The sequence below is a fragment of the Streptococcus sp. ST16 genome, assembly GCF_046098135.1.
Taxonomy (GTDB): domain Bacteria; phylum Bacillota; class Bacilli; order Lactobacillales; family Streptococcaceae; genus Streptococcus.
Genome location: NZ_JBJUSE010000011.1, coordinates 20,154 through 44,907 on the forward strand (window position 1 = coordinate 20,154; position 24,754 = coordinate 44,907).

Genomic DNA, 24,754 nt, shown 5'->3' on the forward strand with positions numbered 1-24,754 from the left:
ATGAACGAAATTCAAAACAATCAATGGATTGCCCACTATCGGACCGACCAACCGCATTTCGGTTTGGAACGAATGGTAGAACTCCTAGCTCTGCGAGGCAATCCCCATCTCAAACTCAAGGTTATCCATATCGGCGGAACAAATGGTAAAGGTTCAACCATTGCTTTTTTGAAAAAGATGCTGGAAAAGCTAGGTCTAAGAGTTGGTGTGTTCAGCTCGCCCTATCTCATTCATTATACAGACCAGATTAGCATCAATGGGGAATCCATCCCAGAAGCGAGGCTGGAGGCCCTCATGGCAGACTATCAGTCTTTGCTTGAGGGGAAATCTGCTGACAATTTGCAGGAAACGACTGAGTTTGAGATTATCACAGCCCTAGCCTATAATTACTTTGCCTCAGAGCAAGTAGATGTAGCCATCATGGAAGTCGGTATGGGAGGCCTTCTGGATAGTACCAATGTTTGCCATCCAATTTTAACAGGAATTACGACCATTGGACTGGATCATGTGGCCCTACTTGGTGACACCTTGGAAGCCATAGCAGAGCAGAAGGCTGGTATTATCAAGCAAGGCATTCCCTTGGTGACAGGTTATATTGTTCCAGAAGCCCTGGCTGTTATTGACCGCATTGCGGAAGGGAAAGATGCACCGAGAATAAGATATGAGAGAGATTATCAAGTCAGTTATCAAGAAAGCGTAGTAGCGGGTGAAATCTTTGATTATACCAGTTCTGTCAGACAAGGTCGCTTTCAAACAGGCCTGCTCGGTTTGCACCAGATTGAGAATGCGGGGATGGCACTTGCTCTCCTAGACACTTATTGCCAGGAGACTGGGCGGGAGTTAGCAAGTAATGACTTGGTTGCTCAAGCTTTGAAAGAAACCAGATGGCCAGGGCGTTTGGAGGTCGTGTCTAGTGCCCCCTTCTTGCTTTTAGATGGGGCCCACAATCCCCATGCTATCAAGGCCTTATTAGCAACCTTGCAAGAACGCTTTGCGGATTATCATAAGGAAATCCTCTTTACCTGCATCAAAACCAAGGCCTTGGAGGATATGCTGGATTTGCTAGAAACGGTGCCAGATAGTCAATTGACTGTAACCCATTTTGACGATAGTCGGGCGACTGATGAAAGCGTGCTGAAAGAGACAGCCAAGTCTAGAAATCTCAATTACCAAAGTTGGCAGGATTTTCTAGAGCAGAAATTGACAGATAAAAATGAAGAGAAACAAACAGTTAGGATTGTCACGGGTTCCTTGTATTTCTTGAGCCAAGTGAGAGCCTATCTGATGGAGAGGAAGAACGAGAATGGATATACAAAAGATTGAAGCAGCTGTAAAAATGATTATCGAGGCTGTAGGAGAGGATGCTAACCGCGAGGGATTGCAGGAAACACCTGCTCGCGTAGCCCGTATGTACCAAGAGATTTTTTCAGGTCTTGGCCAAACTGCTGAGGAACATTTATCAAAATCCTTTGAGATTATTGATGATAATATGGTAGTGGAAAAGGATATCTTTTTCCATACTATGTGTGAGCACCACTTTTTGCCATTTTATGGTAGAGCCCACATTGCCTACATTCCAGATGGACGTGTGGCAGGCTTGTCCAAGCTAGCCCGTACGGTTGAAGTTTATTCTAAAAAACCACAGATTCAAGAACGGTTGAATATCGAAGTGGCCGATGCCTTGATGGAGTATCTGGGGGCTAAAGGAGCCTTTGTTGTCATTGAGGCGGAACATATGTGTATGAGCATGCGTGGCGTCAGAAAACCAGGCACAGCAACTTTGACGACAGTAGCTCGTGGTCTATTTGAAACAGATAAGGACCTCCGAGATCAGGCTTATCGTCTAATGGGACTATAAAAGAATCCGCTATAAGCGGATTTTTCTAGAAAGGACTAGTTATGGATCAACTGCAGATTAAAGATTTGGAAATTTTTGCCTATCATGGTCTTTTTCCTAGTGAGAAGGAATTGGGGCAGAAGTTTGTTATTTCCGCAAGCTTATCCTATGATATGAGCAAGGCGGCTACAGACTTGGATTTGACAGCCTCTATCCATTACGGAGAACTGTGTCAGCAGTGGACGACTTGGTTTCAGGAAAGCACTGAGGACTTGATTGAAACGGTAGCCTACAAACTAGTTGAACGTACCTTTGAGACCTATCCTCTTGTCCAAGAGATTGAGTTGGAACTAAAAAAACCGTGGGCGCCAGTGCATTTACCGCTAGATACCTGCTCGGTGACCATTCACCGTCGTAAGCAGCGGGCCTTTATCGCTCTAGGAAGCAATATGGGGGACAAGCAAGCAAACTTGGAACAAGCCATTGACAAGCTGCGAATTCGAGGTATCCATATTCTCAAAGAGTCCAGTATCTTGACGACGGAGCCTTGGGGTGGTGTGGAGCAAGATAGCTTTGCCAATCAGGTGATTGAAGTAGAAACCTGGCTTCCAGCATCAGTCTTGTTAGAAACCTTGTTAGCCATTGAGTCAGAAATGGGACGGGTTCGAGAGGTGCATTGGGGGCCACGTTTGATTGATTTGGACCTGCTTTTTGTAGAAGACCAAGTCATCTATACAGACGACCTCATCTTGCCTCACCCTTATGTAGCAGAACGCCTCTTTGTCCTTGAACCGTTAGTGGAAATAGCTCCCCATTTTATCCATCCAATCTTAAAGCAACCAATTCGCTACTTGGTTGACCAGTTGGAGCAAGGAAATGCCTAAATTTTCCGAGAGCTATAGCAAGTGGAAGAGTATTGGGGAGGGGCTACTTGCTATTGTTTTAGGGATTCTCTTGATTCGTTTTGGACAAGTTGTGCCACGGATAGGGTACCAGTTGCTGATGGCCTACTTTTCCTTGTCAGCAGTTTGGCACTTGTTGACTCGCTGGTTTCAGGATAAAAAACGTCGGGAAAATATCTTTGTAACCTTGGGCAAGCTGGTGGTTGCGGCTCTCGTGTTTGACTCCATCATCTTGCAAGACCTTGCCCTCTATCTCCTGGTTTTTATCATTGCGAGCTACCAGCTGTTTACAGGCATCATTAGTCTTGTGACCTGGTCTCTCTATCGAAAAAATGCCATTCATCCTCGGCTCCATCATCTCTTCGATGCTGTATGGATGATAGGATTCGGTCTTTATAGCATCTCTCCTTTTCACGATGCAGCGAATTTTGAACTGCTCTTGCTTGGATTTTACTTGCTCATGCTAGGAGCTAGCAGTCTTCGAGACGGTTTCTTTTTTGAGAGGATAGAAAGCAATCCCAACCTGAAACGGCGAATGCGAATGACCTTGCCAATCTTTGTGACGGCTCTGATCCCTATCAGCACCTTGCGCAAATTGAATGAGTGGTTGTCAAATCATGAAAGCCAAGAAGGAAAAGTTCATTCAGAAAGAAAAAATGACCAGACGGTTGATTTGGAAATTTTTGTCCATACATCTGAAACCTCTTTTTTCCTCGCCATGGGACATGTGGATATTTGTTATCAAGGGAAGGTTATTTCCTATGGCTCGTATGATCCCCAATCGGAGCGTTTATTCGGCATGGTTGGAGATGGTGTTTTGTTTAAGGCCAATCGGGAAAAATACATCGAGCTCTGTAAGAGGGAAAGTCAGAAGACCTTGTTTGCTTATGGTCTGAGTTTGACAGATCAACAGAAAGTGGCTATCCAAGCTCGTTTGGCAGAGATAGAAGACCTGTTAATTCCTTGGGAGCCAAGCTCGCAGTTGATGAAAAGAAGAGAGGGTGAGGTCAAGCATACCTACTCCTACCAACTGAAACAGGAAGCAGATGCGACCCTCTATAAATTTAGCTCATCTGAGTTTAAGACCTACTTTGTTCTCAGTACCAATTGTGTCTTACTGGCAGACTCAATCGTGGGAAAAGCTGGGACAGATATATTAAGTCCTCAAGGCTTCATTGTACCAGGGACTTACCAGGATTACCTTGACTTAGAGTATACAAAACCCAATGGTCTGGTTGTTAGTCGCTCCATTTATTAGAAAAAGAAAACTCTAGTTCCTCAGCAGTTTGCGCCGAGAAACTAGAGTTTTTAAAATAGGTCATTTTCTTCTGGAAGGAGGATGGTTTCTCTGCCGTCCATGTCTACAACAAGGACTCTAGGAGGGTAAAGGGGATCAAAAGGATGATTGAAGTCAAAAATCAATGCTAGTCGGAAGGTTCTGACTAGAGAAATGGAAGGTGATTGTCCCCTTATTGTTGATCAGTTGAAACTCAAGCTCTTCTTCTAATTCAAAGACATTTTTCAGGAAATGATCAATAATATACCATAAAGAGTCAATGACATCATCAGGCAAGCTGGTCACGACACCAAAACTAGCGGATCGTCTCTGTGTATTTGTAAAAGCCATGCTTTCCTCCCCCCTTTTATTTTCCTTATCATACAGCAAAATGTCTTAAAAATCAAGAAATCGTACTTGCTTTTTCAAAATGGGAATAAACTGTGAAATTTTTTCAAAGTTTCTCTAAAAAATACTTGAAAGTGTTTACAATAAGTGATAAAATGGAGTAAGTAGATGCGTGAAAGCGAAATTTTCATTATAGAAAGGAAACGGAATGAACACAGATGATACAGTAACGATTTATGACGTCGCCCGTGAAGCAGGAGTTTCAATGGCAACAGTTAGCCGTGTCGTTAATGGCAACAAGAATGTTAAAGAGAACACTCGAAAAAAAGTCCTAGAAGTGATTGATCGCTTGGACTATCGTCCAAATGCGGTAGCCCGTGGTTTAGCTAGCAAGAAAACAACGACAGTCGGAGTTGTGATTCCTAACATTACCAATGGTTATTTCTCAACACTTGCTAAGGGGATTGACGACATTGCTGAAATGTACAAGTATAACATTGTCCTAGCAAATAGTGATGAGGATGATGAAAAGGAAGTTTCAGTGGTTAACACGCTCTTTTCAAAACAAGTCGATGGGATTATCTTTATGGGCTATCACTTGACTGAAAAGATTCGTTCAGAATTCTCTCGTTCACGGACACCGGTTGTTCTTGCTGGTACTGTGGATGTAGAACACCAACTTCCAAGTGTGAATATCGACTACAAACAAGCAACGATTGATGCTGTGGGCTACCTTCTCAAAGAAAACGAGAAAATTGCTTTTGTAAGTGGACCACTTGTCGATGATATCAATGGCAAGGTTCGTTTGATCGGTTACAAGGAAGCGTTGAAAAAAGCTGGACATTCTTATAGCGAGGGATTGGTCTTTGAATCAAAATACAGCTATGACGATGGTTATGCCTTGGCAGAACGCTTGATTTCATCACAAGCTACAGCCGCAGTTGTAACAGGCGATGAATTGGCAGCAGGTGTCCTAAATGGTTTGGCTGACCACGGTGTGTCTGTGCCAGAAGAGTTTGAAATCATTACGACAGATGACTCTCAAATTGCACGATTCACTCGTCCAAACTTGACGACTATTGCCCAACCTCTTTATGACTTAGGTGCTATCAGCATGCGTATGTTGACTAAGATTATGCATAAGGAAGAGTTGGAAGAACGCGAAGTTCTCCTACCTCATGGTTTGACAGAACGCCGCTCTACACGAAAACGTAAATAGAAAAAATCAGGGAATCGTGAAGATTTCCTGATTTTGCGTTCTAGAGAAGGAGTTATACTCAATGAAAATCAAAGAGCAAACTAGGAAGCTAGCCGCAGGTTGCTCAAAGCACTGCTTTGAGGTTGTGGATAGAACTGACGAAGTCAGTAACCATACCTACGGTAAGGCGACGCTGACGTGGTTTGAAGAGATTTTCGAAGAGGATTAGCCTTCCATATAGTCTTTTAAGGCCTGTCCTTTTAGTCCAGCATTAAGGGCGATTAATAATTTGAGACGAGCTTTTTGGGCGTTGAGTTCTTTAACAAAGAAAACGCCTGCCTTTTGCAACTGCACGCCCCCACCTTGGTAGGCATAAACTGGTTCAGCAATACCGTTAAAGCATCGTGAGACCAAGGCGACTGGGATTCCTTTTTGGAGGAGATTTTCCAACTTTTGAGCTGTTTCTTTGGGAACATTGCCTGCTCCGAAGGCCTGAATGACTAAGCCATCCAGCTGTTCCAAGTCTAACATATCGATCAGCTCGTCTGTCATACCGGCATAGGCAGAGATGATGGGAACCAGACCCTGAATATGCTCGAGATCAAAACGGACACGAGGTTCAGCCGTTTTGAAGTAGAGGATTTCTTGCTTCATGATGAGGCCAAGTGGTCCATGTGTTGGGGTTTGAAAGGTGCTGACGTTGGTCGTATGAGTTTTGGTAACATACTTGGCTGCGTGGATCTCGTCGTTCATGACGACCAGCACCCCCTTGTCGGCTGCTTTATCATCGCTAGCAACTCGCAAAGCGCTCAGATAGTTATAAACACCATCGCTACCAAGTTCGTTTGAACTACGCATGGCCCCTGTTAGAACGATGGGGATGGGTGGGATTTTCATGGTATCAAGGAAGTAAGCTGTTTCTTCTAAGGTATCTGTACCATGTGTGATGACAACACCATCGTAGTTATCAGCTTCTTCTTTGATTTTATGATAGAGCACAAGCATATGCTTGGGTTTGATATGGGGACTGGGCAGATTAAAAAAGTCTAGGGCATGAACTTCAATCCCTTCAAGTGGATTGGAAACATGGTTCATGGGATTGTCTTGGCTAGTTACAACTGCCCCAGTGGCGTCAGCTTGCATGGAAATAGTCCCACCTGTATGTAAAACAAGGATTTTCTTAGGCATGATTTAGTCACTCTTTCTGAAATGTGGTATAATCATTGTAACACAAAAGGGGAGAATGGGATAGGATGGAAGTCAAGGCTGTTTTTTTTGATATCGATGGAACGCTAGTCAACGATCGCAAGAGTGTTTTGAAATCCACTAAGGACGCGATTAAGATTGTCAAAGAGCAAGGGGTACTTGTTGGAGTAGCGACAGGACGAGGGCCGTTTTTTGTCAAGGAATTGATGGAAGACTTGGACTTAGACTTTGCGGTGACCTACAATGGCCAATACATTTTTAATAAAGAAAAGGTACTCTTTGCAAGTCCGATTGCTAAATCAAGCCTGCGTCAACTGATTGCTTATGCTAAAAAGGAGCGTAAAGAAATCGCTCTTGGAACTGAGCATGCCGTTGTTGGTTCGAAGATTATGTCATTTGGTCTCGGATCCTTTTCCCAACTGGTTAGTCGTTTTATTCCGACTGTGCTGACAAGAACTGTTAGCCGTTCTTTTAATCGAATGGTCAGCAAGGCAGTTCCTCAAAGGGAAGACGACTTGCTTAACTTGATTAATCAACCCATTTATCAAGTTTTGATGCTGATGACGCCAGAAGAATCTGAGAAGGCAGCAGCTGATTTTGAAGATTTGAAATTAACTCGAAGCAATCCTTTTGCCGCAGATATCATTAACCAAGGAAATTCCAAACTAGAAGGCATTCGCCGAGTAGGAAAAGAATATGGCTTTGATCTCAATCAAGTCATGGCCTTTGGTGATTCAGATAACGACCTGGAAATGTTGGCAGGTGTTGGTATGTCAGTCGCTATGGGAAATGGCAGTAGCAGTGCCAAAGAGGTTGCTAAACACATTACAGCAAGCAATCAACAAGATGGCATCCACAAGGCGCTTGAGCACTTTGGCGTTTTAGCTTCAGAAAAAGTGTTTGTCAGTCGGGACTACCACTTTAATAAAGTCAAGACCTTCCACCACATGATGGATGAACGAACTCAAGAAGAGCCACAGGCATGGGATGCTGAAGGTGCAACCCACCGCGCAGATTTTAAAATTGAAGAATTAGTAGAGTTTGTTCGCGCGGCAAGTTCTTCGGAGGAAGAATTTCAAGCCTCCCTTGCAAGTATGCATGAAGCACTTGATAAGGCGGCAGAGAAAGTGGCGAAAAAGACACCTGCTAAGCAAAATCTGGTCGGTCAAGTGGATGCTTTGATCGATACATTGTATTTCACATATGGCAGTTTTGTTTTGATGGGAGTAGATCCAGAACGCATTTTTGATATTGTCCATGAAGCAAATATGGGGAAGGTTTTCCCTGATGGAAAAGCTCATTTTGATCCAGTTACACACAAAATTTTAAAACCGGATGACTGGGAAGAAAAATATGCTCCAGAACCTGCCATTAAACAGGAGCTACAACGTCAGCTTAAGGCTTATGAGCGACATAAAGAAAGAAATAGAAATAATAAGTAACAAAAAGGAGCTCTAGGCTCCTTTTTTAATAATTATAATGTTTTTTCACTTTCTCTCACGACCAGCAAATCGACTTTTGCATGGCGGAGAATATATTCAGATGAAGAACCGACTAAGAGGCGTTCAAAGGCATTGAGACCTGTAGCACCAACTAAAATCAAGTCAACATTTTCTGCGTCCGGAATCGTCCGAGCGAGGAGAGTTTTGGGATTTCCCATTTCGATGACGATGTGGATATCCGTTAAACCAGCGTCTTTTGCACGCTTTTCATACTCTTTCATCATGCTTTCAGCATCGGCTTGGAGTTCTTCGTAAACTTCAGCATCAAAGGTAGATACGCTTTGAAGAGCGCGTGTGTCAATAACATGGACAATGGTGAGCTTGGATTCATTGCGTAGAGCAGTGTAAACCCCTTTGACAAAAGCCAAGTCCGCTTCTTTAGAACCATCAATTGCGACCATAACATTTTGGTAACGTTGTGCCATAATGAAACCTCCTGAAATTTTCTTACTTTTATTGTAACCCTTTTCACTAAAGAAGTAAAGTAAAAATCATATTTTAAACCATATTGTTAGTCATAGACTTAGTGCGTATATATAAATAAAAGAAAAGAGAATTGGTGAGGATTCTCTTTGTCAATGTTTTTCTTTTGCTTCCTTGTTTATGGAAGCTTGTCGCAGCGACTTTCTAGTGGTATAATGTTACTATCCTGACGAATTGAGGAAAAAAGATGAAAGAATTTAACAAATCTAGCAAGCTAGAGCATGTTGCTTATGATATCCGTGGTCCTGTTTTAGAAGAAGCCATGCGTATGCGAGCAAACGGAGAAAAGATTTTACGCCTGAATACAGGGAATCCAGCAGAATTTGGCTTTACAGCGCCAGATGAGGTCATTCATGATTTGATTATGAATGCGCGTGATAGCGAAGGGTACTCTGATTCCAAGGGTATTTTTTCGGCGCGTAAGGCTATCATGCAGTATTGCCAACTGAAGAAATTCCCAAATGTGGATATTGATGATATTTACCTTGGAAATGGTGTCAGTGAGCTGATTGTCATGTCCATGCAAGGGCTTTTGGACAATGGAGATGAGGTCTTGGTGCCTATGCCAGACTATCCTCTCTGGACAGCGGCTGTCAGCCTAGCTGGGGGGAATGCCGTTCACTATATCTGTGATGAGGCTGCAGAATGGTACCCTGATATTGACGATATCAAGTCAAAAATCACTTCAAATACCAAGGCTATTATTCTCATCAATCCAAATAATCCGACAGGAGCTCTTTATCCCAAGGAACTCTTGTTAGAGATTATCGAGATTGCACGTCAAAACGACTTGATCATCTTTGCAGATGAAATTTACGACCGCATGGTGATGGATGGACATGTTCATACACCGGTAGCAAGTCTGGCTCCAGATGTCTTCTGCGTCAGTATGAATGGTCTGTCGAAATCCCACCGTATCGCTGGTTTCCGTATAGGATGGATGGTCTTATCTGGACCTAAGACACATGTCAAGGGCTATATTGAAGGTCTCAATATGTTGTCTAACATGCGCCTTTGCTCTAACGTTTTGGCCCAGCAAGTCGTACAAACCTCGCTAGGTGGGCACCAGTCGGTGGACGAATTGCTCCTTCCTGGTGGACGGATCTACGAGCAAAGAAACTTCATTTACAATGCCATTCAAGATATACCTGGTTTATCTGCTGTTAAACCCAAAGCCGGACTTTATATTTTCCCTAAAATTGACCGCAATATGTATCGCATCGATGATGATGAACAGTTTGTCCTCAATTTCTTGAAGCAAGAGAAGGTTCTTTTGGTTCATGGTCGCGGTTTTAACTGGCAAGAACCAGACCATTTCCGTATTGTTTATCTTCCTCGTGTAGATGAATTAGCACAAATCCAAGAAAAGATGACTCGTTTCTTGAAACAGTATCGTAGATAGGGCTTACATGAGAAAAAGCTGGAAACATTTGCCTAGAGCTATTGACAAAAGTATCAGAATCAGATAGAATAGTAAAGTATGTTTAGTAACTGATCACTTTATAGCCGGCTAAACGAATACAAAATCTATGAGGAGGTATTCATCGTGAAACGTACTTATCAACCAAGTAAAATTCGTCGTGCGCGCAAACACGGATTCCGTAACCGTATGTCAACTAAAAACGGTCGTCGCGTATTGGCAGCTCGTCGTCGTAAAGGACGCAAAGTTTTGGCTGCATAATCCAAACAAATTCAGCAAAGAAGTCAGTAGGAACTCGAGTCTACTGGCTTTTGTTTTGCTCAACAAGTATAGATAGTGAAGGATTCATACATTTCAGTATGAGTTTTGTATCATGGAATAAGTCTCTGATCTATGAGAAAATTTGAGAAGTTTAGATAAAAAAGCTCAAAATCAAAAACAAATGATTTTGAGTTTTTGTTTATTCTTTTAAGTGATAAGAGTAGCTAGCGACAACGACATCTTCGTGCCATCTGAGAGCGTATTTTAGTTTGAGGCTCATTTGATTGTGGAGGATATTTTGCCAAGGCTTGTTAGGGATAAACTGTGGGACGAGGACTGTAACGGTATAGTTTTTTTGCTTGGCTTCTTGGGCGATTCGTTTGACATACTTGACGCTAGGGGTGATGATGTTTCGGTAGCTAGTGTTGATATTTTTCAGAGTGATATTTGGGAAGTAATCGGCAAATTCCTGAAGAATTTCTTGGTCTTTTTCCGCCGTTTCTTTAGTAGAAATGTGCATGGCCAACACTTCGTCACCGATACTTTGAGCGTAGTTGATGGCTCCGACACTTACTCGAGTGACATTTCCTACTAGGACAAGGACAAGGTTACCGTCATAAGTGCGTTTTTCAATTCCTTCGTAGAGTCGTAGTTGTTTTGCCACTTTTTGGTAATGGTTGTGAATGGACAAAAAGAGGAAGGTCAAGACCAAGATAATTGGGAAGAAAGGCCAGATATCACCTAGTCTGAAGAAGAGTAAAATGAGGACAATGGCATAACAAATGATGGCCCCAAGGATATTAGCAAAGGCAGGTTTTAAGAAGTTTGCTCCTTTTTCCTTTTTCCAATGGCGAATCATCCCAGTTTGAGATAGGGCAAAGGGAACGAAGACCCCGATAGTATAAAGGGGAATCAAGCGTTCAGTATTCCCGTTAAAAATGAGAAGAAGGATCATAGCTCCAAAAGCCAGAGTTAAGATACCGTTGGAGTAGCCAAGACGGTCCCCTTTTTCCATAAAGAGATGGGGCATGTACTTGTTTTTTGCCATATTGTAGGCCAGCATAGGGAAGGCTGAAAATCCAGTATTTGCAGCTACAGCTAGAATCAAGGCTGTCGAGAACTGGAAGAGATAGTAGCTAGCATGACCAAAGAATGAATCACCAAGAATGCCCTTGGCCATTTGCGAGAGAATGGTTTCTCCGTTTTGAGGTGTGATGCCCATCCAGTAGTTTAGGAAGGTAATACCTGCAAAAAGAAAACCTAGAATTAGTGACATGATGGTCAAGGTCTGAGCAGCATTCTTTTCTTTTGGAGTTTTGAAAAATGGGACTGCATTTGAAATAGCCTCAACCCCAGTTAGAGAGGCTGAACCGCTAGTAAAGGCTCTCAATAGGAGAACGATGGAAAGGCTTGGAACAGTTTGCCCAATGGTTGAAGTCGCCTGATAGTTTAGGGAACCTGTAGATAGTTGAAAGAACCCATAAAGCAAGAGAAAGACGGTACTGAAGATAAAGAGGTAGACGGGAATCATCAGAGAGCTGGCAGATTCTTTTAATCCTCTTAAATTCAAGAGCATGAGCAGGCAGACTAGGAAAATAGAGATATGAAGATTGTAGGGATGGAGGGCAGGGATGGCTGCTGTAATTGCATCAGCTCCAGAAGCAACGGATACGGCTACTGTCAGCATATAGTCAACAAGGAGGCTGCCCCCTGCAATCAAGCCTAGTTCAGGGGAGAGGTTTTCCCGAGTGACCATATAAGCCCCACCACCTTGAGGATAGGCATGAATGATTTGACGATAGGAAATGGTCAAACTAGCGAGGAGTAAGAGGACAAAAATACCGATAGGGAGGCTCCACCAAATAGCGAGAGGAGAGAGGCTAACTAAAACGAGAATGACTTGTTCAGGTCCATAGGCAATAGAAGACAGGGCATCACTGGATAACATTGCAAGTGCCTGCATTTTTCCTAATAATCCTCCTTCGCCGTCTGTGAGAGACTTGAGTGGTCGACCGATAAAGGTATATTTTAATTTTCTAAACATTTTCTTTTCCTTTGATGAAAATTTCAATAAGTGTTATTATACTGCTTTGAAAAAAGGCAGTCAAGAGAGAATGACTGGTTTTTGGATATTTTTCCAAGCCGAGGGATGCTATTTTTGGTATAATAGATGGAAGAATGAGGTTAGAAGAGATGATTTTTGATACGCACACACATTTAAATGTAGAAGAATTTGCAGGACGCGAGGCAGAAGAACTCGCCCTGGCTGCTGAGATGGGTGTGACACAGATGAATATTGTTGGTTTTGACAAGCCGACCATTGAACGTGCCCTAGAGTTGGCAGATGAGTATGAGCAACTCTACGCAACTATTGGCTGGCATCCGACGGAAGCAGGGACTTACACAGACGAGGTCGAAGCTTACTTGCTTGAAAAGCTAAAACATCCCAAGGTTGTTGCTTTAGGTGAGATTGGTCTGGACTATCACTGGATGACAGCACCTAAGGAAGTGCAGGAGCAGGTTTTTCGTCGTCAGATTCAGTTGTCTAAGGACTTGGATTTGCCTTTTGTGGTCCACACTCGTGATGCGCTGGAAGATACTTATGAGATTATCAGGAGCGAGGGCGTTGGTCCTCGTGGTGGGATTATGCATTCATTTTCAGGCTCTCTCGAGTGGGCTGAGAAGTTTGTCGAGCTTGGCATGACCATTTCCTTCTCAGGTGTGGTGACCTTTAAGAAAGCGACGGATATCCAAGAGGCTGCTAGGGAACTTCCTTTGGATAAAATCCTCGTTGAGACAGATGCCCCTTACCTGGCTCCTGTTCCTAAACGTGGCCGTGAAAACAAGACAGCCTACACCCGCTATGTAGTGGACTTTATCGCGGATTTGCGTGGGATGACGACTGAGGAGTTAGCCGCAGTAACAACTGCAAATGCAGAGCGTATCTTCGGATTGGACAGCAAGTGATGAAAGAAAAAATTTCCCAAGTCATCGTGGTCGAAGGTCGCGATGATACGGCCAATCTCAAACGTTACTTTGATGTAGAGACCTATGAAACACGAGGTTCTGCCATAAATGATCAGGATATAGAACGCATTCAGCGCCTGCATGAATTGCATGGAGTCATTGTCTTTACCGATCCAGATTTTAATGGGGAGCGGATTCGGCGTATGATTATGACGGCCATTCCAACGGTGCAGCATGCCTTTCTCAAGCGAGATGAGGCTGTTCCCAAATCCAAGTCCAAGGGATGTTCTCTGGGAATCGAACACGCCAGCTATGAAGACCTAAAAACAGCGCTGGCTCAGGTGACAGAGCAATTTGAAAATGAGAACGAATTTGACATCAGTCGTGGTGACTTGATTCGCCTAGGTTTCTTAGCGGGAGCAGACAGTCGTAGGCGCAGAGAGTATCTAGGCGAACAGCTCCGCATCGGCTATTCCAACGGCAAGCAACTCCTCAAGCGCTTAGAGTTATTTGGGATAACCTTGGCAGAAGTGGAAGAGACTATGGAAAGTTATGATAATAGCTAGATAGCCCAAAAATACAAAGGGAATGTGTTACAATAGAGGTACTTAGATTTATTTTGATAGCGTTCAAATAGAAACTTATAAGGACAGAGCGAAATGAAAATACAAGTTGACAGAGATTCTGTGTGTATGGGGGATGATGTATTGCCCCATGAGACAGAATTTGATGTTCCTGAAGATATGACGGTGAAAGATTTTTTTGGTTTTCTAGAAAAGGGACGTTATTTGCCGTCTGTTCAAGGAAATAATGTGGCCTGGGAACTCCGTAATCGGAATGGTGAACAAGGTGTTTATTTCACTAAAACAGGAGAGATTATCCATCTAGATGCGGTCTTAAAAGAGACGTTGAGAGGAATGAATGAGCCCCCCTTATTTGTTTTGCTTTATCATAGTACCCCGGAAGCATACTATATTAGTAAAGAGAATAGATAAGAATTGCGATTATAGCGTGACCAAGGTCAAACTGGCTATGTATCGTTATTACCACTCAGTGCTTTTATGAAACATCTTTTTAAATGAAGTCTAGCTTTTCGATTAGGCAAAAAAATTGGAAACTTTATAGTTTTATCTACATCCTGCTTGAACCACTGACCGACTTAAAAGATTATGAAAGGAAACAACATGGCCAATAGAAGCCATATTTACTTAAAAAACGGAGATGAAGCCCGTATTCTAACAGAGGGAATTTACACGATACCATATTTTTGGCAATTATTTTGGGATGAAGGAGATCTAAAAGCTCCCATTGCTCTCTGGGAAACAGCAGAAAAACTCGAAGAAGATGAAGAGGAAGCAGAAAAGTTTTACCAAGAGCAGAATGTAGATATCTTACTTTCTATTGAAAAATTCCAGCAAAATGCCCTCCAAAATCGGTCTTTTTTAGAAGAAAATGCCCCGCAAGCCTTGCAACTATATGATGCCTTTGTTCGTTATATTCTTGCAAATGTCAAAGACGGTGATGTGCTTGGATTTGATGTTTTGGATGTAGTTTTTATGAATCAAGTGTCTGTAGTTTCTGATAAACTGTTAAAAAATATCCGAGCTATTCAGGAAAATCAACCAGAAGATTTGGATTTTTCTCTAACGGATAAGAACCTAATTGGCCTTGCTATGGGTTTTCCTGATTATTATGCTTCAGAATTATTGCCAGAAGACAATATTCTAGATTCGGTTGCCTATCAGGATGAATTGAAGAAAATGAACCCCCAAGAAGATAAGAAAGCGCTTGATATGACTGGATCCGATTCAAACAAGCATCGTATTCATTTTGTGTTTTGGATTGTATTGGTACTAGGAATTATATGGGTTCTATATATTGTTTTTAGCTAATAAATAGAAAAGAGAATAAATGAGAATTGCAGATTATAGCGTGACCAAGGCAGTGCTGGAGCGTCACGGTTTTACCTTTAAAAAGTCCTTCGGGCAAAATTTCCTGACGGATACCAATATCCTTCAAAAAATCGTGGATACGGCTGAGATTGATGACCAGGTCAATGTCATCGAAATTGGCCCAGGAATTGGTGCCTTGACGGAGTTTTTGGCTGAGCGTGCGGCAGAAGTTATGGCATTTGAGATTGACCACCGTTTGGTACCGATTTTAGCAGATACTTTACGTGATTTTGACAATGTTACTGTAGTCAATGAGGATATTCTTAAGGTTGACTTGGCGCAGCATATCCAGAATTTTAAAAATCCTGACCTGCCCATTAAGGTGGTAGCCAACTTGCCTTACTACATTACGACACCTATTCTCATGCACTTGATTGAAAGTGGCATTCCTTTTAGTGAGTTTGTCGTTATGATGCAAAAAGAAGTGGCAGATCGTATCTCCGCACAGCCAAATACTAAGGCTTACGGTAGTTTGTCGATTGCTGTCCAGTATTACATGACAGCCAAGGTTGCCTTTATCGTGCCTCGTACGGTCTTTGTACCAGCACCAAACGTGGACTCAGCTATCCTGAAAATGGTGCGCCGTCCAGAGCCAGCTGTAGCAGTGAAAGATGAACAGTTCTTCTTTAAGGTTTCCAAGGCTAGTTTCACTCATCGTCGCAAGACCTTGTGGAACAACTTAACAGGTTACTTTGGCAAGACTGAAGAAGTCAAGGAAAAGTTGACCAAGGCTTTGGATCAAGCAGGTTTGTCACCAAGTGTACGTGGAGAAGCTCTCAGCTTAGCAGAATTTGCTAGCTTAGCAGATGCACTTAAAGGACAAGGATTCTAAGATGCAGGGACAAATCATTAAAGCCTTGGCGGGATTCTATTATGTAGAGAGTGGTGGTCAAGTTTACCAGACACGTGCGCGTGGGAATTTTCGTAAAAAAGGCCACACACCCTATGTTGGAGACTGGGTAGATTTTTCTGCGGAGGAAAATTCTGAAGGTTATATTCTCAAGATTCACGAACGGAAAAACAGTCTGGTCCGTCCACCTATTGTCAATATTGACCAAGCTGTGGTGATCATGTCCGTCAAGGAACCGGACTTCAACAGCAATTTGCTGGATCGTTTCTTGGTTCTTTTGGAGCACAAGGGTATCCATCCTGTTGTCTATATTTCTAAAATGGATTTGCTAGAAGATAGGGAAGAATTAAGTTTTTACCAACAAACCTATCGTGCTATTGGTTATGATTTTGTGACCAGTAAGGAAGAACTCCTGCCACTTTTGACAAACAAGGTGACGGTCTTTATGGGACAGACAGGTGTTGGGAAGTCAACCCTTCTCAATAAAATCGCACCGGACCTCAATCTAGAAACGGGAGAAATTTCTGATAGTCTAGGTCGTGGTCGTCATACCACTCGGGCGGTTAGTTTTTACAATCTCAATGGTGGAAAGATAGCTGACACACCCGGATTTTCATCGCTGGACTATGAAGTATCAAGTGCTGAAGAGCTGAACCAGGCCTTTCCAGAGATTGCCAGTGTCAGTCGAGACTGTAAGTTCCGTACTTGTACCCATACCCATGAGCCGTCCTGTGCGGTCAAACCGGCTGTCGAAGAAGGTGCCATTGCGTCCTTCCGTTTTGATAACTACCTGCAATTTCTCAGTGAGATTGAAAATCGCAGAGAAACCTATAAAAAAGTCAGCAAAAAAATTCCAAAATAAGGAGAAACCTATGTCTCAATACAAGATTGCTCCGTCAATTCTGGCAGCAGATTATGCCAACTTTGAACGTGAAATCAAACGCCTAGAAGCAACTGGGGCAGAATATGCCCATATCGATATCATGGATGGTCATTTTGTACCGCAAATCAGTTTTGGTGCGGGTGTGGTCGAGAGTCTTCGTCCCCATAGCAAGATGGTCTTTGATTGCCATTTGATGGTGTCAGACCCTGAGCATCATTTAGAAGACTTTGCGCGTGCAGGTGCAGACATTATCAGTATCCATGTAGAAGCGACGCCTCATATCCATGGAGCCCTCCAAAAAATTCGTTCGCTTGGTGTTAAACCTTCGGTTGTTATCAATCCCGGGACACCTGTTGAAGCGATTAAGCACGTGCTTCACCTAGTTGACCAAGTCTTAGTCATGACGGTTAACCCTGGCTTCGGTGGTCAAGCCTTTCTGCCTGAGACCATGGATAAGGTCCGTGAGTTGGTTGCCATTCGTCAGGAAAAAGGTTTGAACTTTGAAATCGAAGTGGATGGTGGTATTGATGATCAAACTATTGCCCAAGCCAAAGAAGCTGGTGCGACCGTTTTTGTAGCAGGTTCCTATGTCTTTAAGGGAGATGTCAATGAGCGAGTACAAACTCTCAGAAAACAACTGGACTAGGGTTGCCGTTTTTGCTGGCGGAGACCGCGGTCATTATCGGACGGATTTTGATTGCTTTGTCGGTGTGGATCGCGGTTCGCTCTGGGTCTTGGAAGAAGACCTTCCTCTCACTCTAGCAGTTGGGGATTTTGATTCTGTCACTGCAGACGAACATCAGTTGATTCAAAAACGTGCCCAACATTTTGTTCAAGCCCAGCCAGAAAAGGACGATACGGATCTGGAATTGGCTCTCTTAACCATCTTTGAGCAAAATCCCCAGGCTCAGGTCACTATTTTTGGTGCTTTGGGTGGTCGGATTGATCATATGCTGGCCAATGTTTTTCTACCTAGCAATCCCAAGTTGGCACCCTATATGCGTCAGATAGCGATTGAGGATGGGCAAAATGTGATTAGCTATTGTCCAGAAGGGACCAGTCAGCTAGAGCCCTGTTCAGACTACGATTATCTAGCCTTTATGCCGGTTCGGGATAGCCAGCTGACCATTCTCGGTGCCAAGTATGAGTTGACAGAGGAAAATTTTTTCTTTAAAAAAGTATACGCTTCTAACGAATATATAGATAGGGAAGTTTCGGTAACTTGCCCAGATGGCTATGTCGTCGTGCTGCATAGCAAGGACAGGAGGTAGGATGGAGACTGTATTATTACTATTATTAATTGCCAACCTAGCTGGACTCTTTCTGATTTGGCAAAGGCAGGATAAGCAAGACAAGTACCTAGCCAAGAGTTTGGAGGATCAGGCAGACAATCTTTCAGATCAACTGGATTATCGTTTTGACCAAGCTAGGCAAGCCAGTCAGCTAGATCAAAAAGACTTAGAAGTAGCTGTAAGTGACCGTTTGCAGGAAGTGCGAATGGGGTTGCACCAAGGCCTGACTCAAGTTAGACAGGAGATGAACGAGAATCTCCTCCAAACCAGAGATAAGACCGACCAACGCCTCCAAGCCCTGCAGGAGTCTAATGAGCAACGTTTGGAGCAAATGCGCCAGACGGTCGAAGAAAAGTTAGAAAAGACCTTGCAGACACGCTTACAGGCTTCCTTTGAGACAGTTTCCAAGCAACTAGAGTCTGTCAATCGTGGTCTTGGAGAGATGCAGACAGTTGCCCGCGATGTTGGTGCCCTCAACAAGGTTCTCTCTGGAACCAAGACGCGAGGGATTCTAGGCGAATTGCAACTGGGGCAGATCATCGAAGACATCATGACACCTGCCCAGTACGAACGAGAATTTGCAACGGTTGAAAACTCTAGCGAGCGAGTAGAGTATGCCATCAAGTTACCTGGACAGGGTGACCAGGAATATGTCTATTTACCGATTGACTCCAAGTTTCCACTGGCGGATTATTATCGCTTAGAAGAAGCTTATGAAGCAGGCGATAAGGACGAGATTGAACGCTGTCGCAAGTCACTCCTAGCTAGCGTCAAGCGCTTTGCCAAGGATATCAAGAGCAAGTACATAGCACCACCTCGGACGACCAATTTTGGAGTCTTGTTTGTTCCGACAGAAGGTCTTTATTCAGAGATTGTTCGCAATCCGGTCTTCTTTGATGACTTGAGACGGGAGGAGCAGATTATTGTTGCTGGTCCAAGTACCCTATCAGCCCTGCTTAATTCCCTATCAGTTGGCTTCAAAACCCTCAATATCCAAAAGAGTGCTGACCATATCAGCAAGACCCTAGCTAGTGTCAAGACTGAGTTTGGCAAGTTCGGAGGCATTCTGGTCAAGGCGCAAAAGCATCTCCAACATGCTTCTGGCAATATTGATGAATTATTAAACCGTCGTACTACAGCTATCGAGCGGACGCTCCGTCACATTGAGTTATCAGAAGGTGAGCCTGCGCTTGATCTACTCCATTTCCAAGAAAATGAGGAAGAATATGAAGATTAGTCACATGAAAAAAGATGAGCTGTTTGAAGGTTTTTACCTGATTAAGTCAGCTGACCTGAGGCAGACACGTGCTGGGAAAAACTACCTAGCATTTACCTTCCAAGACGATAGTGGCGAGATTGAAGGGAAACTCTGGGATGCCCAACTGCATAACGTTGAGGCCTTTACCGCTGGGAAAGTAGTCCACATGCAGGGACGCCGAGAAGTGTACAATAATACTCCTCAAGTCAATCAAATCACGCTTCGTTTACCTCAGCCTGGCGAACCTAATGATCCAGCAGATTTCAAGGTCAAGTCACCAGTCGATGTCAAGGAAATCCGTGACTACATGTCACAAATGATTTTCAAGATTGAAAACCCTGTCTGGCAGCGTATCGTTCGTAGTCTCTACACCAAGTATGATAAGGAATTCTACTCTTATCCGGCTGCCAAGACCAACCACCATGCCTTTGAAACGGGTTTGGCCTATCATACAGCAACCATGGTGCGCTTGGCAGATGCCATTAGCGACATCTATCCTCAGCTCAATAAGAGTCTCCTCTATGCCGGGATTATGCTGCATGATTTGGCCAAGGTTATTGAGTTGACGGGACCAGACCAGACGGAGTACACAGTGCGAGGCAATCTCATCGGCCATATAGCACTCATCGATAGTGAAATTACCAAGACAGTCATGGAACTGGGCATCGATGATACTAGAGAAGAAGTGGTGCTACTGCGCCATGTCATCCTCAGTCATCATGGCTTACTGGAGTATGGTAGTCCAGTCCGTCCACGCATTATGGAGGCAGAGATTATTCATATGATTGACAATCTAGATGCCAGCATGATGATGATGTCAACAGCTCTAGCTTTGGTGGACAAAGGAGAGATGACCAATAAAATCTTCGCTATGGACAATCGTTCCTTCTATAAACCAGATTTAGATTAATAATTTAAGAAAAACGAGCATTTTTTACGCAATAATGTTCGTTTTTTATGTGAATGTGGTATAATGGATAAAATATCAAAATTAAATGGAATGGTAAATAAAAATGAAATTAAGAAGAAGTGATCGGATGGTTGTCATTTCCAACTATTTGATTAATAATCCATACAAACTAACAAGTCTCAATACCTTTGCAGAAAAGTACGAATCTGCTAAATCATCAATTTCAGAGGACATCGTGATTATCAAGCGAGCCTTTGAGGAAATTGAAATCGGCCATATTCAGACTGTGACTGGAGCAGGTGGTGGCGTTATCTTTACACCATCAATCTCGAGTCATGAAGCCAAAGAAATGATCGCAGATTTGCGTGACAAACTTTCAGAAAGTGACCGTATCTTGCCAGGTGGCTACATCTACCTGTCTGATTTACTCAGTACGCCTGCCATTTTGAAAAATATTGGACGCATCATTGCCAAGAGCTTTATGGACCAAAAAATCGATGCTGTTATGACAGTAGCAACAAAAGGTGTGCCACTCGCAAATGCAGTTGCCAATGTCCTCAATGTTCCATTTGTCATTGTGCGTCGTGACTTAAAAATTACCGAAGGTTCAACGGTCAGTGTCAACTATGTTTCAGGTTCCAGCGGTGACCGCATTGAGAAAATGTTCCTTTCAAAACGCAGTCTCAAGGCTGGCAGTCGTGTCTTGATCGTGGATGACTTTTTGAAAGGTGGGGGAACTGTCAATGGGATGATCAGTCTCTTGCGTGAGTTTGACTCTGAACTGGCTGGTGTTGCAGTCTTTGCAGATAATGCCCAAGAAGAACGTGAAAAGCAGTTCGATTACAAGTCACTCTTGAAAGTAACCAATATTGATGTTAAGAACCAATCCATCGATGTTGAGATTGGAAATATCTTTGACGAAGACAAATAAGAGATAGAACTAAAGGTTGGAACGATTGTCCCAGCCTTTCTTTGCAAACAGAATAGAAGGATGCTTATGAAAACACCATTTATCAGCCGAGAAGATTTAGAAACGATTGTTGCAGAGTTTCCGACTCCCTTTCACTTGTATGACGAGAAGGGAATCCGTGAAAAAGCAAGAGCCGTCAACCAGGCCTTTTCTTGGAATAAGGGATTCAAAGAATATTTTGCAGTTAAGGCTACTCCAACCCCAGCCATCTTGAAAATCCTCCAAAAGGAAGGTTGCGGTGTGGACTGCTCTAGTTATGTAGAGCTCTTGATGAGCCATAAACTGGATTTTCCGGGTTCTGAAATCATGTTCTCTTCTAACAACACGCCTGACAAGGAATATGCCTATGCGCGTGAATTGGGCGCAACTATTAACTTGGATGCCTTTGAAGACATTGAACATCTGGAGCGAGCGGCAGGCATTCCAGAAATCATCTCTTGTCGTTACAATCCTGGAGGCGTTTTTGAGCTAGGAACAGATATCATGGACAATCCTGGGGAAGCCAAGTTTGGCATGACCAAGAATCAACTCTTTGAAGCTTTTGCCATCTTAAAGGAAAAAGGAGCTAAGACTTTTGGGATTCACTCTTTCCTAGCATCCAATACTGTCACCCATCTCTATTATCCAGAGTTGGCACGTCAGCTCTTTGAATTGGCTGTTGAAATCAAGGAAAAGTTGGGCATTTCGCTAGACTTTATCAATCTTTCTGGTGGTATTGGTGTTAACTATCGTCCGGAGCAGGAACCAAATGATATCGCTGTGATTGGTGAAGGTGTGCGTAAGGTTTATGAAGAAGTCCTTACGCCGGCAGGTCTTGGTCAGGTCAAGATTTTTACTGAATTGGGCCGCTTTATGTTAGCCCCTCACGGAGCTTTGGTCACAAGAGTCACTCATAAGAAAAAAACTTACCGTGCCTATCTAGGTGTGGATGCATCAGCAGTCAACCTCATGCGTCCCGCCATGTATGGAGCCTACCACCATATCACCAATCTGACCCATCCAGATGGACCTATTGAGGTGGTAGATGTGGTCGGTTCACTCTGTGAAAACAATGATAAATTTGCAGTGAATCGCGAACTACCTCATACAGAAATCGGTGATTTGTTGGTAATTCATGATACAGGTGCACATGGATTCTCCATGGGTTATCAGTACAATGCCAAACTACGCTCGGCAGAAATCCTCTATACCGAAGAAGGAAAAGCTCGCCAAATCCGCCGTGCAGAGCGCCCTGAGGACTATTTCGCAACCTTGTATGGTTTTGATTTTGAATCGGATCATTAAAAGAAATTGAAAATGAAAGTGAAAAACAGATTGCTTTCTAAAAAATAGACAAAAAAACCTTGTTTTTCACCTTACTCGTGATATAATAAAACTATAAAACGGTTTCAAGGAAGGTGACGATATGTCTGAAGAAACAATTGACTATGGACAAGTGACAGGAATGGTGCATTCGACAGAGAGTTTTGGGGCGGTAGATGGCCCCGGGATTCGTTTCATTGTCTTTTTGCAGGGTTGTCACATGCGTTGCCAGTACTGTCATAACCCTGATACATGGGCTATGGAGACCAATAAATCACGCGAACGGACAGTAGACGATGTCTTGTCAGAAGCTCTTCGCTACCGTGGTTTTTGGGGAGACAAGGGAGGAATTACTGTCAGTGGAGGAGAAGCTCTCTTACAGATTGATTTCTTGATTGCCCTTTTTACCAAGGCCAAGGAAAAAGGGATCCACTGTACCTTGGATACCTGTGCCCTTCCATTCCGTAATAAACCACGTTATCTCGAAAAGTTTAATAAACTCATGGCGGTGACAGATTTGGTTCTCTTGGATATCAAGGAAATCAACGACGAACAACACAGGATTGTTACTAGCCAAACCAATAAAAACATCTTGGCTTGTGCAAAATATCTATCAGATATCGGGAAGCCTGTGTGGATTCGCCATGTGCTGGTTCCAGGCTTGACAGATAGAGATGAGGACTTGATTGAACTCGGCAAATTCGTCAAAACCCTCAAAAATGTTGATAAGTTTGAAATTCTACCTTATCACACTATGGGAGAATTCAAGTGGCGTGAACTTGGAATTCCATACTCACTTGAAGGGGTAAAACCACCAACAGCAGACCGTGTCAAGAATGCCAAAAAACTTATGGATACAGAAAGCTATCAAGACTATATGAAACGTGTACATAGATAAAAAAGAAGCCTGATGGGGAACATCAGGCTTTTGTGATGCAAAAAAGGCCTAGCCTTTCAGCTAAGCCGTTACTTTATTTTCTAGAATGTTGTTTACCAGCATTGCGTTTTTTATGTTTCTTAGTAGTCGTAATTGCAGTTGCTTGGTTAGGAGTGATATCTTTTCGCCCGCCTGTAGTTGATGCTGAACTTGCTTTTGGTGGATTTTTGGCAAATTCTTCACGTACTTTTTGACGAAGTTTTGGACGAACAACATAGTTAACGATGAACTGTTGGAGAATCATCATGAAACCACCGACAACCCAGTAAAGTGTCACACTGGCTGGTGCGAAGAGGGAGAAGACGACAATCATGAGTGGGCTCATGTAAATCATTTTCTTGAGTTGATCTCTTTGCATCTCGTCTTCTACTCCGTGAAGTGAAAGGAGTGATTGGAGATAGTAGAGGATACCAGCGAAGGCGACAAGGATTATACTTGGGGAACCGAGATTGATACCCAAGAAGGTAGAGCTAGATACTCCATCAGTATACTGGGCTGCAAAGTAGATAGCAGAGAAGAACGGCATCTGAATAAGGATAGGGAAGCATCCTACACCACCGAACATGCTGATGCCGTTTTCTTTTTGTGCAGCAAAGAGAGCCTGTTGTGCTTCTAGTTTTTCTTCTTGAGTTGTTGCCTCTTTAAGGCGTGTTTGATGTGGTTCGAGCACGTGTTTGAGGGCATTCATCTTTTCAGAGTGAAGTGTCGCCTTCCATGATTGGTAGATACCAAGTGGCAAGATAATCAAGCGCACGATAATGGTTACGATAATGATAGCCACACCAAAGCCTAGACCTTTATCAGTAGCGAAGTACTTGATAGCCTCTGCCATAGGCGATCCGATAGTGTTCCAGATAAAACCAGTAGGTTGTCCTGTTGCTTTGTCTACTTGGACACAGCCTGTCAAGACGAGTAGCATAGCCACTCCCATAGCAGAGAGGGCAAAACGTTTAATAGATTTCAATGTTTTCATTCCTTCTTTAAAAATTATACCTTTCTA

The 24,754-nt window shown here is 43.2% G+C and carries 26 protein-coding genes and 1 pseudogene; 22 read left to right on the top strand and 5 right to left on the bottom strand.

Translation table 11 applies throughout. From position 1 onward, the window contains the following. Genes ACIY14_RS07345 through ACIY14_RS07360 form a run of 4 tightly spaced genes read left to right on the top strand, consistent with a single transcriptional unit; the run spans position 1 to position 3,997 of the window. Positions 1-1,323, top strand: a complete 1,323-nt coding sequence (locus ACIY14_RS07345) for a bifunctional folylpolyglutamate synthase/dihydrofolate synthase (protein ID WP_409002100.1) — start codon at positions 1-3, stop codon at positions 1,321-1,323. Next, complete coding sequence (gene folE / locus ACIY14_RS07350; RefSeq protein WP_409002101.1) at positions 1,304-1,858, top strand: GTP cyclohydrolase I FolE; 555 nt, start codon at positions 1,304-1,306, stop codon at positions 1,856-1,858. Before ACIY14_RS07345 ends, folE begins: the two co-directional genes overlap by 20 nt. Positions 1,859-1,899: 41 nt before the next feature. Continuing rightward, the gene (gene folK, locus ACIY14_RS07355) at positions 1,900-2,721 is read left to right on the top strand and encodes a 2-amino-4-hydroxy-6-hydroxymethyldihydropteridine diphosphokinase (protein WP_409002102.1); all 822 of its coding nucleotides are present in this window, start codon (positions 1,900-1,902) and stop codon (positions 2,719-2,721) included. Next, positions 2,714-3,997: a DUF308 domain-containing protein gene (locus ACIY14_RS07360; RefSeq protein ID WP_409002103.1), complete on the top strand. Its 1,284-nt coding sequence runs from the start codon at positions 2,714-2,716 to the stop codon at positions 3,995-3,997. Before folK ends, ACIY14_RS07360 begins: the two co-directional genes overlap by 8 nt. A 50-nt stretch (positions 3,998-4,047) precedes the next feature. Here ACIY14_RS07360 and ACIY14_RS07365 read toward each other — a convergent pair. Beyond that, a pseudogene (locus ACIY14_RS07365) lies at positions 4,048-4,366 on the bottom strand (DUF960 domain-containing protein). Between the two features lie 205 nt (positions 4,367-4,571). Between ACIY14_RS07365 and ccpA the strand changes: the two are divergent. Together ccpA and ACIY14_RS07375 are read left to right on the top strand one after the other, a co-directional pair. Continuing rightward, the gene (gene ccpA / locus ACIY14_RS07370) at positions 4,572-5,582 is read left to right on the top strand and encodes a catabolite control protein A (RefSeq protein WP_195217336.1); all 1,011 of its coding nucleotides are present in this window, start codon (positions 4,572-4,574) and stop codon (positions 5,580-5,582) included. 61 nt (positions 5,583-5,643) lie between these two features. After that, positions 5,644-5,790 (top strand): hypothetical protein, encoded by a 147-nt coding sequence (locus tag ACIY14_RS07375; RefSeq protein ID WP_409002104.1) that lies wholly within the window; start codon positions 5,644-5,646, stop codon positions 5,788-5,790. Here the strand turns inward: ACIY14_RS07375 and ACIY14_RS07380 are convergent. Next, positions 5,787-6,749 carry an asparaginase gene (locus tag ACIY14_RS07380; RefSeq protein ID WP_409002105.1) on the bottom strand — a complete coding sequence of 321 codons (963 nt, stop codon included), beginning with the start codon at positions 6,747-6,749 and terminating at the stop codon, positions 5,787-5,789. The two genes, ACIY14_RS07375 and ACIY14_RS07380, sit on opposite strands and share 4 nt — an antisense overlap. A 65-nt stretch (positions 6,750-6,814) precedes the next feature. Here ACIY14_RS07380 and ACIY14_RS07385 point away from each other — a divergent pair, with 65 nt between their 5' ends. Beyond that, the gene (locus ACIY14_RS07385; protein WP_409002106.1) at positions 6,815-8,209 is read left to right on the top strand and encodes a Cof-type HAD-IIB family hydrolase; all 1,395 of its coding nucleotides are present in this window, start codon (positions 6,815-6,817) and stop codon (positions 8,207-8,209) included. A gap of 32 nt (positions 8,210-8,241) precedes the next feature. Here the strand turns inward: ACIY14_RS07385 and ACIY14_RS07390 are convergent, their stop codons facing one another. Then, positions 8,242-8,694 carry a universal stress protein gene (locus tag ACIY14_RS07390; protein ID WP_000079164.1) on the bottom strand — a complete coding sequence of 151 codons (453 nt, stop codon included), beginning with the start codon at positions 8,692-8,694 and terminating at the stop codon, positions 8,242-8,244. Between the two features lie 245 nt (positions 8,695-8,939). On the opposite strand from ACIY14_RS07390, the gene ACIY14_RS07395 reads away from it, so the two are divergent. Together ACIY14_RS07395 and rpmH are read left to right on the top strand one after the other, a co-directional pair. After that, complete coding sequence (locus tag ACIY14_RS07395; RefSeq protein WP_409002107.1) at positions 8,940-10,154, top strand: pyridoxal phosphate-dependent aminotransferase; 1,215 nt, start codon at positions 8,940-8,942, stop codon at positions 10,152-10,154. Between the two features lie 144 nt (positions 10,155-10,298). After that, positions 10,299-10,433: a 50S ribosomal protein L34 gene (rpmH, locus tag ACIY14_RS07400; protein ID WP_000831902.1), complete on the top strand. Its 135-nt coding sequence runs from the start codon at positions 10,299-10,301 to the stop codon at positions 10,431-10,433. Between the two features lie 199 nt (positions 10,434-10,632). On the opposite strand, the gene ACIY14_RS07405 is transcribed toward rpmH, so the two are convergent. Beyond that, positions 10,633-12,477 carry an APC family permease gene (locus tag ACIY14_RS07405; RefSeq protein WP_409002108.1) on the bottom strand — a complete coding sequence of 615 codons (1,845 nt, stop codon included), beginning with the start codon at positions 12,475-12,477 and terminating at the stop codon, positions 10,633-10,635. A gap of 149 nt (positions 12,478-12,626) precedes the next feature. Between ACIY14_RS07405 and ACIY14_RS07410 the strand changes: the two genes are divergently transcribed. The 13 genes from ACIY14_RS07410 (at position 12,627) to pflA (ending at position 23,715) form a co-directional block, all read left to right on the top strand. After that, positions 12,627-13,400: a TatD family hydrolase gene (locus tag ACIY14_RS07410; protein ID WP_409002129.1), complete on the top strand. Its 774-nt coding sequence runs from the start codon at positions 12,627-12,629 to the stop codon at positions 13,398-13,400. Beyond that, complete coding sequence (rnmV, locus tag ACIY14_RS07415; RefSeq protein WP_409002109.1) at positions 13,400-13,966, top strand: ribonuclease M5; 567 nt, start codon at positions 13,400-13,402, stop codon at positions 13,964-13,966. The genes ACIY14_RS07410 and rnmV overlap by 1 nt, the downstream gene beginning before the upstream one ends. A gap of 93 nt (positions 13,967-14,059) precedes the next feature. Further along, the gene (locus ACIY14_RS07420; protein ID WP_409002110.1) at positions 14,060-14,395 is read left to right on the top strand and encodes a hypothetical protein; all 336 of its coding nucleotides are present in this window, start codon (positions 14,060-14,062) and stop codon (positions 14,393-14,395) included. A 189-nt stretch (positions 14,396-14,584) separates the two neighbouring features. After that, positions 14,585-15,292: a dimethyladenosine transferase gene (locus ACIY14_RS07425; protein ID WP_409002111.1), complete on the top strand. Its 708-nt coding sequence runs from the start codon at positions 14,585-14,587 to the stop codon at positions 15,290-15,292. 19 nt (positions 15,293-15,311) lie between these two features. Further along, positions 15,312-16,184 (top strand): 16S rRNA (adenine(1518)-N(6)/adenine(1519)-N(6))-dimethyltransferase RsmA, encoded by an 873-nt coding sequence (rsmA, locus tag ACIY14_RS07430; protein ID WP_409002112.1) that lies wholly within the window; start codon positions 15,312-15,314, stop codon positions 16,182-16,184. Between the two features lies 1 nt (position 16,185). After that, positions 16,186-17,064 carry a ribosome small subunit-dependent GTPase A gene (rsgA, locus tag ACIY14_RS07435; protein ID WP_409002130.1) on the top strand — a complete coding sequence of 293 codons (879 nt, stop codon included), beginning with the start codon at positions 16,186-16,188 and terminating at the stop codon, positions 17,062-17,064. Between the two features lie 10 nt (positions 17,065-17,074). Beyond that, the gene (gene rpe / locus ACIY14_RS07440; RefSeq protein ID WP_409002113.1) at positions 17,075-17,731 is read left to right on the top strand and encodes a ribulose-phosphate 3-epimerase; all 657 of its coding nucleotides are present in this window, start codon (positions 17,075-17,077) and stop codon (positions 17,729-17,731) included. Continuing rightward, positions 17,694-18,356, top strand: coding sequence for a thiamine diphosphokinase (locus ACIY14_RS07445; RefSeq protein ID WP_409002114.1), 663 nt, complete (start codon positions 17,694-17,696; stop codon positions 18,354-18,356). The genes rpe and ACIY14_RS07445 overlap by 38 nt, the downstream gene beginning before the upstream one ends. A 1-nt stretch (position 18,357) precedes the next feature. Beyond that, positions 18,358-19,614 (top strand): DNA recombination protein RmuC, encoded by a 1,257-nt coding sequence (gene rmuC, locus ACIY14_RS07450; RefSeq protein WP_409002115.1) that lies wholly within the window; start codon positions 18,358-18,360, stop codon positions 19,612-19,614. Next, positions 19,604-20,545 carry a 3'-5' exoribonuclease YhaM family protein gene (locus tag ACIY14_RS07455; protein WP_409002116.1) on the top strand — a complete coding sequence of 314 codons (942 nt, stop codon included), beginning with the start codon at positions 19,604-19,606 and terminating at the stop codon, positions 20,543-20,545. Before rmuC ends, ACIY14_RS07455 begins: the two co-directional genes overlap by 11 nt. A 103-nt stretch (positions 20,546-20,648) precedes the next feature. Further along, positions 20,649-21,476, top strand: a complete 828-nt coding sequence (purR, locus tag ACIY14_RS07460; RefSeq protein ID WP_002874197.1) for a pur operon repressor — start codon at positions 20,649-20,651, stop codon at positions 21,474-21,476. A gap of 66 nt (positions 21,477-21,542) precedes the next feature. After that, positions 21,543-22,799, top strand: a complete 1,257-nt coding sequence (locus ACIY14_RS07465; protein WP_409002117.1) for a diaminopimelate decarboxylase — start codon at positions 21,543-21,545, stop codon at positions 22,797-22,799. 121 nt (positions 22,800-22,920) lie between these two features. Then, on the top strand, positions 22,921-23,715 hold the full coding sequence (pflA, locus tag ACIY14_RS07470) for a pyruvate formate-lyase-activating protein (RefSeq protein ID WP_409002118.1): 795 nt from the start codon (positions 22,921-22,923) through the stop codon (positions 23,713-23,715). Between the two features lie 73 nt (positions 23,716-23,788). Here the strand turns inward: pflA and yidC are convergent, their stop codons facing one another. Next, the gene (yidC, locus tag ACIY14_RS07475; RefSeq protein WP_409002131.1) at positions 23,789-24,718 is read right to left on the bottom strand and encodes a membrane protein insertase YidC; all 930 of its coding nucleotides are present in this window, start codon (positions 24,716-24,718) and stop codon (positions 23,789-23,791) included. Positions 24,719-24,754 lie beyond the last annotated feature (36 nt).